This window comes from Streptomyces sp. NPDC021224, from assembly GCF_044332905.1.
GTDB lineage: Bacteria > Actinomycetota > Actinomycetes > Streptomycetales > Streptomycetaceae > Actinacidiphila.
In genome coordinates this window covers 227,855-242,200 of the sequence record NZ_JBIRPW010000004.1, presented here as the reverse complement: position 1 = coordinate 242,200, position 14,346 = coordinate 227,855, and the positions used below count along the sequence as shown (strand labels likewise).

Sequence of the window (14,346 nt, the reverse complement as noted above, 5' to 3'; positions counted from 1 at the left end):
CGCCGTACGCGGCGCGGGCGCGCGGCTTCCTGCGCGGTGGGGTCCGGACTCGGGGGAGTGGGCGTCCGGCGGCCACGGTCCGGGCTCCGCGCGATTCACTCGAACGGGGAATCGAAAAGGTGTGCGATCCGGCGTTATGGTGGATGCATGATCCATCAGCAGACATCACTCTTCGCCACCGGCGCCCCGGTCCTGGGCGGTCTCGACGGGCTGCGCCGCACCCCGCTCGGCCAGGGGGCGTGGATCGACGTCCTGCCGGGATGGCTCAGCGGCGCCGACGACCTGTTCGCGGAGCTGGCCGCGGGTGTGCCGTGGCACGAGGAGCGCCGCAAGATGTACGACAACGTGGTCGCGGTGCCCCGGCTGCTCGCCCACTACCCCGCGGGCGCCCCGCTGCCCGACGCGCTGCTCACCGAGGCACGTGAGCGCCTGAGCGAGCACTACGCGGCCGAGCTGGGGGAGCCCTTCGTCAGCGCGGGGCTGTGCTACTACCGGGACGGACGGGACAGCGTCGCCTGGCACGGCGACCGCTTCGGGCGCGGCGCCACGCACGACACGATGGTGGCGATCCTGTCGCTCGGCGAGCCTCGCCCCTTGCTGCTGCGTCCGCGCGGCGGCGGGTCCCCGGCCCGCAAGGTCCCGCTGGGGCACGGGGATCTGATCGTGATGGGCGGCAGTTGCCAGCGGACGTGGGATCACGCGATACCCAAGACGCGGGCGGCGGTGGGCGGCCGGATCAGCGTCCAGTTCCGCCCACGCGGCGTGGGGTGACACCGGGCGGGACATCCCGTGCGACGGCGTCCGGGCGGGGTCCGGGCTGCCCGTGAGAGCGTGCGTGACGGCGCGTACGACGGCGTGCGGGCGGGCCCCGGCCCGGGTGCCGCCACACACGCCCCGCGGCAGGCGCGGAGGCCCCGGCACGGCCGCCGGTGTGCGCCGCCGGCATCCGCCGCCGGTCCGCCCGCAGGCGCCGGGCGGGGGGCCGCCGCATGATGGAGGTGGGCCGTCCGGAGCAACCGCGGACGGCGCCCCGGCCGGTTTCCGCGCCGGCCGGACGGGCAGGCGTGCGGGTGGACGACCCGCCGAGCCGCCGCACCGGCGCGGCGGCAGCGCGGGCCGTACCGCTCCTGAGCAGGGAGGACGGTGGTCAATCGTGCGACGTGCGCTCCACGCGGCAGGTCCGGCCGCCGTTGCGCGGGCCGCGGTCCGCGAAGAGGCCAGGCCGGCGGACGAGGCAGGTGCGGCGACATGACCGAGCGGATCGACGGCACGATGGGCGACGACGTCTACCAGCCGCAGTCGGACGGCAGCGGTGTCCAGGAGGACGCCGGGCCGCTGGAGCCGGAGGACACCCTGGTCGTCGGCGGGCCCGACGACGTCCTCGACGAGGGGTACTCGCCCCCGGAGAAGCCCCGCGCGGTCGACGAGTACGGCACCACCGCGGCCGAGCAGGAGGCCCGGGAGAACCTGGACGAACGGCTGCCCCGCGAGCGCCCCGACGTCTCGCCGCCCGGCGGCGACGGCCTGGGCGACACCCCGGACTCCGACGGCGAGCTGATCGACGTGGAGGCGGGGGAACGGCGTTCCGGGCGGCTCGTCGCCCCCGACGAGGGGGTGCACGTGCGCCGGGACGGGATGGTCGGCGAGGACGTCGGCATCGACGGCGCCGGTGCGTCCGCGGAGGAGGCGGCCATGCACACGGTGTCGGACGCGGACTGGCCCGAGCCGGAGGAGTAGCCCCCGGCGCCCGTTGCAGCGAAGGCAAGGAGCAAGTGCGATGAGCGAACTGATGAGGCCCGAGAACACCCCGGGCGCGCCCCCGGAGCACGACCGCATCGCCGGCCCGGCGAACATCCGCGGCCAGGCGGCCTACTTCGACGAGCGCGCGAAGGCCGACGCCGACGCGGAGGTCGCCGCCCGGGAGCACCACGAGGGGCTGTCCGCGCGGATCCAGGAGTCGGCCGGGGAGATCCACGCGATGGTGGACCACGTCCGGCACGACGACACGCGTATGCCCACCCGGGCGGATCTGCGCCCGGTGGCCAACGCGCTGGCGCGGCACTTCGAGGCGACGGAGAAGACCGCCCGGCAGGCGCTGGACGAGCGGCACGCGGCCGCCGACGTCGTCCGGGAGGACCGGGAGGAGGGCGAGCGCATCCAGCGGAATCTGGACGACCTGCTCCGGCGCGACCAGCCGGAGGACACCTTCAACGTGTCGGCGTCCGGAGTGCTCGGCGAGCTCGACCTGTACATGGCGCACGAGCGGCGCGACCTCATACCGGCGGTCGACCGCGAGCTGTCGCCGACCCAGAGCGCCCGGCTGGCCCGCGCCTTCGCCGCCTGACACCGGGCGCGGCCGCCACGGGCCGCCGCCCCCCGGGTCCGCGACGCCCCCGCGCGGGCGCGGCGCCGGGGGGCGGCGGCCCGTGGCGTACGGTCACAGGCCGATGAACTGGTAGTCCGTGGCGATCCTGCCGTCCGGGGCGAGCAGCAGGACCTGGAGGCCGCCGCCCCGCGGTTCGCCGCCGTCGCGCGGGACGTAGGCCCAGTGGAAGCGGACCACGTCGTGCAGCCGCTGCACGTCACCGTGGACGCGGAAGTCCGCCTCGCCGGGGGCGACGAACTCCTCGTAGGCGGTGCGGACCCGGAACTCCAGCGCGTCGTGCCCGCGTGCCTCCAGGACGACGGTGCGCATGCCGATCCTCTCCGCCTCCTCCCGCATCGCCTGCGGCGGCTGGAGGACCTGGAGGGCGTCGTCGGACCAGAGGAGTTCGACGGCCTTGCGGCGCTCGCCGGGGTCGGGCTCGTTCCAGACCGCGATGTAGCGGTCGGCGAAGGCGTCGAGAGCGGTGTCGGGCATGGGGTTGCCACCTCACGGGGGAGTCGCGGTGCGCGGTGCGCGGGTACGTCCGAGAGCCTGCTGCGGCCCGACGGCCCGGACAATTCCCGCCGGGGAATGGCCCGCAGGAGCCGCGATCCGGGCCGTCCGGCCAGCCGCCCGCCGACTCGACGACGTTCGCAGAACAGGTGCCGGACAGGTGCAGAACAGCTGACCGCGCGTGCGTTCATTTCATGAAGCCAGGACGGAGTCTTGACGCCGAACGGGCAGCTGGCTTCCATGTGTTGCGGTGCCGTGTACGACCGTGGCCCCGAGAGTCGACGTCCGGTGCCGCAGCAGAGCCGCCCCTGTGTAAACCCCTTGGACTCACCGAAGTCCGGGGGCTGAGCCGCCCTCAGCGGTTGGGAGCGCTCCCACCGCGAACGGAACCACTGCCGCGCCGCCGTGTCCCCGCCCCCCACCGGGGACAGGGCAGGGGCCGCCGCCCCGGTCTCCCGGGACGGCGGCCCCCTCGGTCCTTCAGGTCGTCGCGACCGACGACCGCGTGGCGGCCCTCACCGCCGCGCGGTTACGGGTACGAGGTGACCGTCGAAGGCACCGTGCTGGTGCCCGACGTGCCGGGACCGGTGTTGTTGATGACGTGGGCGTATTGGCCCATGCCACCGAGCGACACCACCAGCAGGTCGTGGAACTTCACGCCGGGCGTGTTCGGGGCCTCGAAACCGTGGTCCTGGACGATCGTCGGGTCGGCGGTGAAGTTGCAGTAGCTGCCGAGCCCCCAGCCCTCGTGCGAGGTCACGTTGTCGTCGACCTTGTAGGCCGCGTAGCCGCGGATGCTGCCGTTCTGGATCGCCGCCTGGTTCGGCGGGTCGTAGGCGATCTCGTTCTGGAAGAAGATCGTCTTGCCGTTCTGGCCGTGCCACTCGACGTCGTACTTCTCGAAGTGCTCCACGAACAGACCGGTGGCCAGCACGTTGTTGCCGTTGACCTTCATGCCGTAGTTGGCCGGGTTGGTGGTCCAGCCGACTCCGGCACCGTGGTCGGCGCGCCACAGCCAGGTGTGGTCGATGATCACGTCGTTGCTGTTGATCTCGAACGCGGTGTCCGCCTTGCCCGGGCCCGCGCCGCCGATCCGGGCGAAGACGTCCTGGATCGTGGTCGGGTTGGACGCGTGGCTCGCGGACGAACCGGGAGCGCCCACCTGGAGCAGCTGCGCGGAGTTGCCGGTGCCGGCGTCGATCAGGAAGCCGGCCAGCCGGACACCGTCGACGTCCGCGACCTTGACCGCGTCGACGCCGTTGTCCGGGATGACCGTGGCGTAGCCCAGGCCCAGGACGACGGTGTTGGCGCGGGTCACGTTGATCGGCTGGTCCACGTGGTAGATGCCCGGGGTGAGCAGCAGGTTCAGGCCCTGGGCGAGCGCCGCGTTGATGTGCGCCGCGGTGTCACCCGGGTGGGCCACGTAGAACTGCGACAGCGGGATCGAGGTGCCCGGGGTGTTGGGCCACGACACGCCGCTGGCGTTGGTGCGCAGGCTCGGCACGAACACCGAGTAGTTGTTGCCGTCCAGGTACATGTACGGCTTCTCGCGCGACTCGGGGGTGGTGTTCAGCGTCGTGTAGACCGGGTTCGGGAAGCCCTGCGCCGGAGCGCCCTGGACACCCGAGAAGACCATGTTCCACACGCCGTTGGTCCAGCCGCCGATGGAGCTGTCGCGGGTGTACCACTGCTGCTGCGAGTACGGGCCGACGGTGCCGTCGATCTTGCTGTCGGCGATGTAGCCGCCGGACGCCCAGCCGTAGCCGTTGGGCGCCAGGTTCAGGCCGCCCTCGACGTGGATGCGGCGGAAGGGCGCGGCCTGCGCGACGGCCCAGCGGTCGTCGCCGCTGACCGGCTTGACGGCCAGGTTCTCCACCGAGCGCCAGAAGTTCTGCGTGGCGTTGCCGTTGAACCAGCCGGCGTCCACGGTGATGTCACCGTTGATCTGGACGTCGTCGGGGTTCTTGCCCAGGCCCGAGACCGAGGTGTAGAAGCCGACCTGGTCGTTGAGGCCGTTGTAGGTGCCGGGCTTGAAGAACACCTGGTAGCGGGCGTCGCCGAACTGGTTGCTCTCCTGCTGCTGGAAGATCTGGTCCAGCTGGCCCTGGATGTTCGAGGTCGACGGGTCGAAGACCTTGACGTTCGGGCCGAGGTCGCCGCCGCCCTGGATCGGGCCGCCCGGGTCGGTGGTGGGCGGCGTGGTGGGCGGGGTGGTCGTGCCGCCGCCGCCCGCGGTGCCGTAGACCTGGAACTCCCACAGCGAGTAGCCGTAGCCGGTGGCGCGGACCGTGCCGTACATCCGCACGTAGCGGCCGCTGCCCGAGACGTTGAGCGTCTGGGTGCCGCCGGTGCCGGTGGTGGTGGAGTAGACGTCGGTCCAGTTGCTGCCGTCGGCCGAGGTCTGGATCTTGAAGGACTTGGCGTACGCCGTCTCCCAGTTGAGGGTGACGGAGCTGAGGGTCGCGGTGGCGCCGAGGTCGACCTGCAGCCACTGCGGGTCACTGGCCGCGGAGGACCAGCGGGTGCCGGTGTTGCCGTCCACCGCGGCCGAGGCCGGGGTGCCGGCGTTCTCGGTCGAGGAGGCGCTCGCGGTCTTGCCCTGCGACAGCAGGGTGCCCGCGCCGGGGTTGGAGCCGCCGCCGGTGGAGCCGAAGACCTGGAACTCCCACAGCGACACGCCGTACTGGGTGGCGCGGGCCGTCGTGTAGATCCGGACATAGCGCCCGGAACCGTTTACGGTGAGGTTCTGGACGCCACCGGTCGCGGTGGTGGTGGAGTAGATGTTCGTCCAGTTCGAGCCGTCGGCCGACGTCTGGATCTGGAACGCCTTGGCGTACGCCGTCTCCCAGTTGAGGGTGACGGACGTGACGGTGTCCGTGGCGCCGAGGTCGACCTGGAGCCACTGCGGGTCGCTCGCGGCGGACGACCAGCGGGTGCCGGTGTTGCCGTCGACGGCCGCGGAGGCGGGGGTGCCGGCGTTCTCGGTGGAGGACGCGGTCGCGGTCTTGCCCTGCGAGAGCAGGGTGTCGGCCGCGTGCGCCGAGCGCATGGGCACGAAGAGCAGCAGCGAGGCGATCAGCGCCGTGATCAGCGCCGCGGCCACCTTGCGCCGGTTCGACAGCACCGAGGATCTCAGTGCGGCCGTCCCGGTGGGGGGAGCGAGCATGGGCAACTCTCCTGGTTCCACAGGTGGGGGGCAGAGGGTGCGTGTCCGGACGCGTGCGCGCACGGACGGTTCATCAGGTGCCGGGGGACGCTACGGTGAGCGCTCTCCCAGGGGAAACCCGATGGAAATGAGAGCGCTCTCCCGACACACACGGCGATGTTTCTCCCTGTGTTTCATCCATGTCAAGAGTTGTGCACAAAGCCGCTACGGCGAAAAGGTGAAGGGCCAACAAGTCCGGCAAATGGCCCGTAACTTGCGACAGATGTTGAACTTGACGCGTTGACCAGCGCGTATCGCGCTCGGTGTTCGGCGCGCCGCGCCGCCGTCCCCCGTACCCACCTCGCTCGCCCAGGCGCCGGGCGGCGGCCGGAGCGTGAGACGCCTTCAGATCATGAACGCGGAAGCGGTAAGTCCCCTTCCGCGCCTTCGGGAGTCGGGGGGGAGCGACGGCCCGCCGTCACGGCACCAGCGGGTCGCCCAGCGACGCCTGCGCCGCCTCCCGGTCGCCCTTCCACACCAGCCGCGGGTCGCCGGCCGGCAGCCGCCGCCACAGCATCAGCAGCAGGTCCTCGGCCCGCCCGGTGACGGCCGCGGCGGGCGCGCCCGGCCCGTACGTCCACGAGCCGCCGGTGTCGGTGGCCTCGAAGACCACCGCGCAGCGCGGAGCCGCCGCCCGGCCGACCGCGATCTGCCGCGGCGCGAAGGTGTCCAGCACCTCCGCAACCCCGTCGGCGGCCAGCTCCGGATCGAGCGGCCCGGGCGTGTCGCCCGCCGCGAGCTGCGCGTCCCAGCGGTGCACCAGCGTCTCCAGGCAGCGCCGCCGCTGCCAGAAGCCCACCGTGCGCGGCGGGTGGAAGGTCCACGCGGGCCCGGCCGGATCCGCGTCCAGGGCGGTGCCCAGCGCCGCGCAGCGCTCGTCGAACCAGCGCAGCAGCGCCGCGGGTTCGCGCGGCGGTACGGGCGAGCGGTGCGCCGGGCGGCGGGCCCTGATCGCGGTGACCGCCTTGGCGTGCCCGGCACCCACATGGCCCGCGAGGTCGTGCAGCGTCCAGCCGGGGCAGTGCGGGACCGGCGCGGCCGGGTCGCCGCCGGCCAGGCAGCCGCGCAGGGCGGCGCTCTCACGGCGCAGCGCGGGCAGGTATCCGGCGGTCTCCATGGCGCGACCCTAAGCCTGCTCCGCCGCCCCGCCCGGCTGCGACGCGGCGCCGGCCACCCGGCTGCCGCAGCGGCCCGTCCGGGCGGCCGTCCGCGGCCCCGCCCGGTGTGCCCGGTCCGCCGTCCGGCGGCACGGTCGCTCGTCCGCCGCCGCCGCCCGCGGCCCCGCCCGGTGTGCCCGGTCCGCCGTCCGGCGCCCTGCGCGGCGTCCCGAAGGCACGGCGCCCGCGCCCGTGGGTGTGCGAAGGCCGCCCCGGCGGTGTGCCGGGGCGGCCTCGGGTGGTGAACCGGGGTCAGGGGGTCCGGTTCAGCCGTGCGGCCGGGTCAGGGCCGCTCGCGCGGGGTGCGGTCAGGCCGCGGCGCCCGTGCGGCTGCGGTGCCTGCGGGCGTACCAGAGGGCGCCGCCGCCGACCAGCAGGACGCCGGCGGTGATGCCCAGGGGCAGCGCCGGGGAGGTGCCACCGGTCTCGGCGAGCGTCTGGGTGTCGGCGTTGTTGCCCTGCCCGTTGCTGCCGCCGTGGCCGCTGCCACCGCTGTTGGCGTTGCCGCCGCCGTTGGCGTTGCTCCCGCCGTTCCCGTTGCTGTTGCCGTTGCCGCTGTTGCTGATCGGCTTGACCGACTTCACCGAGCCGTCAGCGTTCAGCAGCACCTGCTTGTTGTTCGGGTGCTTGAAGTCGAAGGCGCCGTCCAGCGAGTTCGCGCGGGCGTCGAAGGACCCGTCACCGATGCGGCCGGTCTTCCAGTTGTCCTCGATGAACTTGGTGATCGAGGTCTGCTCGGTGCGGGTGTGGTCGACCGAGTTGGTCTTGCTGTAGGGCGAGATCACCAGCAGCGGCTGCCGGGTGCCGGGGCCGCAGCGGTCGGCGTAGCCGCCGGCCGCCTTCGGGCCCGCCTGGCAGGCCGGGCTGTCGGTGGCCTTGCCGTTGGAGCCGACCTTGGTGTCCGTCGAGCCGTTCTGCGGCTTGGCGTAGGCGTGGTCGTACCAGCCGTCGGAGTCGTCGTAGGAGACGACGACCGCGGTGTCCTTCCACTCCGGCGACTGCTGGAGCTGGTTGATCTCCTTGATCAGGAAGTTCTGCTCGTCGATCGGGTCGGAGTAGGCGCCGTGGCCGTCCTGGAACTCCGCGGCCTTCAGGAAGCTGACGGCCGGCAGGTTGCCCGCCTTGAGCGCGGCGTCGAAGTCCGTCAGGTCGTAGTTGTGGTTCGCCTGACCGTCGTGGCCGATCTCGGCGGTGTTCTTCGGCGCCAGGTGGTGCGGGTTCGACGTCGACTTGTAGTACTGGAACGGCGAGTGGTGCGGGCTGTAGTCCACCGAGGACGCGCCGGCCACGTTGGTGTGCGTGCTGGCGGCGCAGGAGGCGTAGTCACCCTGCTTGCCGTCCCACGCGGTGGCCGGGCGGAAGCCGCCCTGGAACCAGCCCCAGCTCACCTTCTGCGCGTTGAGCAGGTCGCCGATGTTCTTGCCCTGCATCACGGCCAGCGCGTTCTTGCTGGTGTGGCTGTTGTCCGAGCAGTCGTCGAACGCCGGGTCGGGGTCGTTGATGACCGTGCCGACACCCTTGGCGTCGGGGGAGACGACCGTGTACGCGTCCGGCGTGGCGGTCTGCGTGGGGTTCTCCGTGCCCGAGGCCGGGTCCACCGAGATCACGCCGTGCGTCTGGCCGGAGACCAGGTTCAGCGCGCCCGGGGTGGAGGGGCCGTAGACGGTGCTGTAGGAGTTGTCGCCGAGCGAGTAGTGCTGGGCGTAGTTCCACAGTCCCGTGACGGTGTTGCCGTCGTAGTAGTCCATGACCAGGCCGGGCTCGCCGAACAGGCCGCCCGAGCAGGTGCTGGTCTCGGTGTTCTGGACGTACAGGTCGGCCTTGCCGCCGTTGGCGGCGTACTGCTCCGGACCGTAGTTGTGGTTCTGGTCGCAGGTGACGGCCTGGTCGGGCGTCAGACGCTTGGGCTGGTACTGGTTGGGGTTCTTCTTCAGCAGGCCCGCGTGGCTGAGGGTGTCGATGTCCTTCGGCGTGTTCTTGGCCGCGGTGAACTTCGTGCCGTCGGTGTTGGCGGCCACCGGGTAGCTGCCGAAGTAGTGGTCGAACGAGATGTTCTCGTCGAAGATGACGACCAGGTGCTTGACGGGCGTGGCGGTGGAACCGCTGCCCTTCCCGTGGCCGTTGGAGTCGGCGAACGCGGGCGCGGTGCCGCCCGCCAGAACGAGCGCTGCCGCCCCCGCGAACGCGGCCCAGCGGGCCGGACGCGCTCCCCTTCTCCTGCTCGTACCGCCGCCTGTGGTGCTCATGCTTTCTCAGCCTCCGCTACGTGGCGCTTTACGCGTGCCGCTGTCGATTCGTGCACGGTGTCGAACGAGATCGTCCGGGCGGTTCGCGACATGACAACGGCCCGGTGGTGGCGGCAGGGTGAACAGCGGGTCAGTAAATCCTTGGGAAAGCTTGACTCTTCTTTTACCGGTGACGGCCGGTGCCCGGCCAGGTGCGACACGCCCGGCCGGGAGACGCGGTCAGCCCAGCAGCGTACGTCCGAGCCAGTCCGAGCGGTCCTTCACCCCGGGCAGCGCGAAGAAGTACCCGCCGCCGAAGGGCGAGATGTAGTCCACCAGCGGCTCACCGGCGAGCCGCTGCTGCACCGCGGCGAACTGCCGCTCCAGGTCCTGCTGGTAGCAGACGAAGATCAGCCCCATGTCCAGGTTGCCGTTGGTGTCCATGCCGCGGTCGTAGTTGTAGCCGCGGCGCAGCAGCCGGGAGCTGTCGGTCTTCGGGGTGCGGGGGTTGGCCAGCCTGATGTGCGCGTCCAGCGGGATGATGTCGCCGGTCGGGTCCTCGGCGAACTTCGGCGCGTCGAACTCGTGGCTGCCGTCCAGCGGCGCGCCGGTGTCGCGGGCGCGTCCGAACATCCGCTCCTGCTCCATGATCGAGACCCGGTCCCAGAACTCCACCAGCATCCGGATGAGCCGGACCACCTGGTAGGAGCCGCCCGCCGTCCAGCCGGGCTCGGCGCCCGCGCCGACCCACACCAGGCTGTCGGCCGTCCGCGGGTCCGTCACGTCGGGGTTGGCGGTGCCGTCCTTGAAGCCCATGTGGTTGCGCGGGGTGCCGCTCGGGCGCGGCGGGCTGTTGAAGCCGTCCATCCGCCAGCGCACCTGCATGCCGCCCCGGGTGTGCCGGGCGATGTCGCGCAGCGCGTGCAGCACGGTGTCCGTGTGCGGGGCGCTGAGCTGGAGGCTCAGGTCGCCGTGGCACCACGCCGGGTCCAGGTCGTCGTCGTCGAAGGCGGGCATCGAGGTCAGACGCAGCGGCTTGCGGTCGGCGAGGCCGAACCGCTCGTCGAAGAGCGACGCGCCGACACCGACCGTCACCGTCAGCCCGTCGCTCGGCAGCCGCGGGCCCAGCGTGCCGCTGTCGGAAGGGGCGTCGGTGATGCCCAGCGGGGCCGGTGTGCCGCCCGCCGTCAGGAAGCGTGCCCGCTCGGTGACGGCGTGCAGCAGCTCGGTCAGCTCACGCCGGTCGGCGGCCGTCACGTCGAAGGACAGGAAGGCGGTGGACACCTGGACGTCCTCGACGATGCCCGCCTGGTGTGCGCCGTGGAAGGAGGCCGTGCGCGCGGCCTCCGGGGCCGCGGACGGGGCCGCGGCCGCCGCCGAGCCGGTCAGCGCGCCGGCGCCGCCGGCCACCGCGCCGACCGCGCCCACGCCCAGGGCCGCGCCGCGCAGGAAACCGCGCCGCCGCAGGTCGCCGCCGTTGTCGGTGCCGGTCATGCCGTCCTCCGTACTTCGAAGATCGTCGCCACCGGGGCGAGTTGTTCCAGCAGGTCGCCGAAGTCGGCGTCGATCCGCTCGCGCTGGGCGAGCGTCAGCTTGCCGACCGGCGTCCAGACGGCGCCGTGGTGCTGCGCGTCGAGGTCCTTCTGCGCGCGGTCCAGCGCCGCGTCGAGCTGCGCGACCGCGGGGTCGCGGGGGACCAGCAGCGGGCGCAGCCGGGCGAGGATCGCGCGGGTGCCGTCGAGGTTGGCGCGGGCGGTTGCGAGGTTGGTGCCGCTGCCGTAGTCGGTGCGGGCGGTGAGCTCGAACTGCTCGGCGTTCTCGATGATCTCGTGGGCCCGCAGGCCCATCGCCGCCGGATCCATCCGCTGGTCCGGCCAGCCCGCCCTGAGGCCGGCCACCGCGCCCGCGAGCGCGGCCGCCGGGGCGCGCAGCGAGGCCGCGGACTCGCCGTGCCACAGGCCGTACTCGACGCGGTGGAAGCCGGTGAAGTCCGGGTCCTTCGCCGCGCCGGGGGTACGGGCCGCGGTGCCGTTGATCAGCCCGTCGGCGTCGCCGAAGGTGTCGTAGGCGGCGCCCATCCGCTCGTAGACCAGATGCGCGGCCAGCCAGTCGGTGCGGGCCGCAGCCAGGTCGCCGCGGTCGATGTCGGCCTTGAGCCGGGTGGTGCCCGCCGCCAGCTCGTCGATGCGGCCGCCGACCCACTTCTGGTAGTCGAGCGTCGGCGGGATGAGGTCGTGCTGGTTGACCGGGGCGGCGGCCGGGCCCTGCGGCAGGCTGCCGGGCACCGTGACGGTCGGGCCGGTCACGGCGTCGGTGTCGTTCTGCAGGCACTTGAAGGCGTACGAGCCGCTGCCCAGGTCCACCGTCAGCGGGCGGGTGGTGCCCGGCGCGAGGCCGTCGACCTCGCCGAAGATCTTCCCCGTGCGCGGGTCGTCGAGGTAGACCTCGGAGGCGGTGTCGGAGGTGTTGTGCAGGTCGAAGACCTGGCGGCCGGGCTTCGGCGCCGACCAGCCGCTGCCGCAGGTGCCGGGGGCGATCTCGATCGCCGTGTGCCGCAGCCCGTCGGCCGGTGCGGTGGCGGCGGCCTTGGTGTCGTCCTTCGACGAGCCCCCGGAACCGGCAACCAGCACGGTGGCAGTGACCGCCGCGGCGACCGCGACGACCGCGGCGCCCACCTGCAGGCGCCGCCCCGGCCGGAAGCGCGGACCGGAGGGGACCGAGGGCGGGGGCGGGGTTTCTATGCCGTCGGGTTCGGCGGACACACCGGACCTCCAGTTTCGTGCAAGTGATCGGGGCGCGGCTCACTCTAGGCACGGTCCGGCGGGGTCATACGGCTGCTGGGCGCAGGGAATCCACAATTCCGCGCCAGTTCACCCGTCGGCCACCTAAGGGTACCCTTACCGGTTTTTCCCGGCCGGAAGGCCCCTCGCGGTGCCCGCCGGAAAAGGGCGCGATACGCGGGGCGCCGCCGCGTTAGGCTCGGCGGCATGGCAGCGGACGGAGAGCGCAACCCGCACGGGAACGGCAACGCGGGCGTGACCGGTGACGCGGGCGCCGGCGCCAGGGTGGACAGCTGGATCTGGTGCGTCCGCCTGACCAGGAGCCGGTCGCTGGCCGCCGCCGCGTGCCGCGCGGGCCACGTGCGGGTCAACGGTGAGCGCGCCAAGCCCGCGCAGACCGTCCGCCCCGGGGACGAGGTGCGATTGCACCACGCCGGGCGCGAGCGGGTCGTCGTGGTCTCCAAGGTGCTCAGCAAGCGCGTCGGCGCCGCCGTCGCCGCCGAGTGCTTCGTCGACAACAGCCCGCCCCCGCCGCCGCGCGAGGACGTCCTCGCGATGGGTGTGCGCGACCGCGGCACCGGCCGCCCCACCAAGCGCGACCGGCGCGAGATGGAGCGGCTCTACGGCGGCTCCGCCCGCCGCACCCCCGGCCGCTGACCCCGCACCGCCCGGGCCCGGGCGCGGGCTCACACCCCGAGGCGGTCCCAGCCGCGCGGCTGCTCGCGCTCGGTCAGCGGGCCGCGGCTGCGGTAGACGAGGTAGGGGCGGAAGAAGTACTGGAGCGGCGCGCTGAACATGTGCACCAGACGGGTGTAGGGCACGAGCGCGATCAGCACCATGCCCATCACCGCGTGGATCTTGAACTCGACCGGGATCCCCGCCATCAGGTCGGTGCGCGGGTCGAGCCGGAAGAGGCTGCGCGCCCACACCGCGATGGTGGTCCGGTAGTCGTAGCCGGTGCCGAAGCTCGCGTGCGACAGCTTGGCGTACAGCCCCATCGCGATCTCGCCGACCAGCAGGACGTACATCGCCTTGTCGTTGCGGGTCGTGGCCAGCAGCACCGGAGCGTTGGTGCGCCGCCGGTAGACCAGCAGCGCGATGCCCGCGACGGCCAGCAGCCCGGCGAGGGTGCCGCCGATGAGCGACAGCAGGTTGTACGCGTGCTCGTCCACACCGATCGCGTCCGTCCACGACGCGGGCACGAACAGCCCCAGCAGATGGCCGGCCAGCACGAACAGGATGCCGTAGTGGAAGACCGGCGAGGCCAGCGACAGCAGCCGCGACTCGTAGATCTGCGAGGAGCGCGTCGTCCAGCCGAACCGGTCGTAGCGGTGCCGCCAGACCAGTCCGCTGACCAGCAACGCGAAGGCGACGTAGGGCAGCGCGCCCCACAGCAGGGTGTTCACCGTCGGATCTCCGTTCCGTACGCGTCCTCGTCCGCGGCCGGGCCACCGGTCAGGAGCGGCAGCAGCCGCAGGTGCCCGTACGGCGACAGCCCGACGTCCTCGTGCGGCGGACCGCCGCGCGCCATCGCGAGCGCCTGCGCGCGGTCCGCGGGCGAGGCGCCCGGCAGCGCCGCGCACACCGCCCGCAGCGCCGCCGCGTACGGGGTGCCGCTCTCCTCCAGCGCGAGCCGCAGCAGTTCCAGCGCCGGGCGGTGCTCGCGCAGCAGCGTGTCGTCGCGGGTCGCGGCGCAGAACTCCAGCACCGCGGGCAGGAAGTCCGGCAGCTCGCCGCCGCGCAGCGTGAACCCGCGCGCCCGGTAGGCCTGCTGGAAGCGCAGCAGGGCCGTCCCGCGGCGGCGCGTGTCGCCGTCCGTCCACCACGTCAGGTGCAGGCAGTGCCGGCCGGTGAAGTCGAAGACCCGCACGTAGTCGGCGGCGAGCGCCGCGGGCTCGCCGGCCGCCAGGTGCGCGGCCAGCGGCGCGAGCAGCGCGCCCGGCGCGCCCGCCTCGGGCAGCGCGGCCCGCAGCAGCACGAGGTCGGTGTGCAGCGTCTCGTCCGGGCAGGTCAGCAGCCGGGCCGCGGCCTGGTGGAGCACCGCCGCGGGGTGGCTCACCGCGGGTCCGGCGGGCCCGGCGGCGGGCCGCCTGCGCAGCGG

General features: G+C 73.1%; 12 protein-coding genes. 4 read left to right on the top strand and 8 right to left on the bottom strand.

What is annotated here, in order from left to right:
• Positions 1–147 precede the first annotated feature (147 nt).
• From ACH4PY_RS12750 to ACH4PY_RS12740, 3 genes are all read left to right on the top strand, one after another.
• Complete coding sequence (locus ACH4PY_RS12750) at positions 148–771, top strand: alpha-ketoglutarate-dependent dioxygenase AlkB (RefSeq protein WP_398179957.1); 624 nt, start codon at positions 148–150, stop codon at positions 769–771.
• A gap of 477 nt (positions 772–1,248) precedes the next feature.
• Positions 1,249–1,737: a DUF5709 domain-containing protein gene (locus tag ACH4PY_RS12745; protein WP_398179954.1), complete on the top strand. Its 489-nt coding sequence runs from the start codon at positions 1,249–1,251 to the stop codon at positions 1,735–1,737.
• A gap of 40 nt (positions 1,738–1,777) precedes the next feature.
• Positions 1,778–2,344: a hypothetical protein gene (locus ACH4PY_RS12740; RefSeq protein ID WP_398179951.1), complete on the top strand. Its 567-nt coding sequence runs from the start codon at positions 1,778–1,780 to the stop codon at positions 2,342–2,344.
• 93 nt (positions 2,345–2,437) lie between these two features.
• Here ACH4PY_RS12740 and ACH4PY_RS12735 read toward each other — a convergent pair whose 3' ends face one another.
• The 6 genes from ACH4PY_RS12735 to ACH4PY_RS12710 all read right to left on the bottom strand — a co-directional run bounded on the left by ACH4PY_RS12735 (position 2,438) and on the right by ACH4PY_RS12710 (position 12,227).
• Complete coding sequence (locus ACH4PY_RS12735; protein ID WP_398179948.1) at positions 2,438–2,860, bottom strand: hypothetical protein; 423 nt, start codon at positions 2,858–2,860, stop codon at positions 2,438–2,440.
• A gap of 547 nt (positions 2,861–3,407) precedes the next feature.
• Positions 3,408–6,044, bottom strand: a complete 2,637-nt coding sequence (locus ACH4PY_RS12730; protein ID WP_398179945.1) for a discoidin domain-containing protein — start codon at positions 6,042–6,044, stop codon at positions 3,408–3,410.
• Positions 6,045–6,501: 457 nt separating this feature from the next.
• Positions 6,502–7,200: a maleylpyruvate isomerase family mycothiol-dependent enzyme gene (locus ACH4PY_RS12725; protein ID WP_398179942.1), complete on the bottom strand. Its 699-nt coding sequence runs from the start codon at positions 7,198–7,200 to the stop codon at positions 6,502–6,504.
• 348 nt (positions 7,201–7,548) lie between these two features.
• The gene (locus tag ACH4PY_RS12720; RefSeq protein WP_398179939.1) at positions 7,549–9,486 is read right to left on the bottom strand and encodes an alkaline phosphatase family protein; all 1,938 of its coding nucleotides are present in this window, start codon (positions 9,484–9,486) and stop codon (positions 7,549–7,551) included.
• 219 nt (positions 9,487–9,705) lie between these two features.
• The gene (gene efeB / locus ACH4PY_RS12715; protein ID WP_398179937.1) at positions 9,706–10,959 is read right to left on the bottom strand and encodes an iron uptake transporter deferrochelatase/peroxidase subunit; all 1,254 of its coding nucleotides are present in this window, start codon (positions 10,957–10,959) and stop codon (positions 9,706–9,708) included.
• Positions 10,956–12,227 (bottom strand): EfeM/EfeO family lipoprotein, encoded by a 1,272-nt coding sequence (locus ACH4PY_RS12710; RefSeq protein ID WP_398179934.1) that lies wholly within the window; start codon positions 12,225–12,227, stop codon positions 10,956–10,958. The genes efeB and ACH4PY_RS12710 overlap by 4 nt, the downstream gene beginning before the upstream one ends.
• Positions 12,228–12,452: 225 nt before the next feature.
• On the opposite strand from ACH4PY_RS12710, the gene ACH4PY_RS12705 reads away from it, so the two are divergent.
• Positions 12,453–12,902, top strand: a complete 450-nt coding sequence (locus tag ACH4PY_RS12705; protein ID WP_398179931.1) for an RNA-binding S4 domain-containing protein — start codon at positions 12,453–12,455, stop codon at positions 12,900–12,902.
• Positions 12,903–12,931: 29 nt separating this feature from the next.
• Here the strand turns inward: ACH4PY_RS12705 and narI are convergent, their stop codons facing one another.
• Positions 12,932–13,651, bottom strand: a complete 720-nt coding sequence (gene narI / locus ACH4PY_RS12700) for a respiratory nitrate reductase subunit gamma (protein WP_398179929.1) — start codon at positions 13,649–13,651, stop codon at positions 12,932–12,934.
• Positions 13,648–14,343, bottom strand: a complete 696-nt coding sequence (narJ, locus tag ACH4PY_RS12695) for a nitrate reductase molybdenum cofactor assembly chaperone (protein ID WP_398180825.1) — start codon at positions 14,341–14,343, stop codon at positions 13,648–13,650. The genes narI and narJ overlap by 4 nt, the downstream gene beginning before the upstream one ends.
• Positions 14,344–14,346 lie beyond the last annotated feature (3 nt).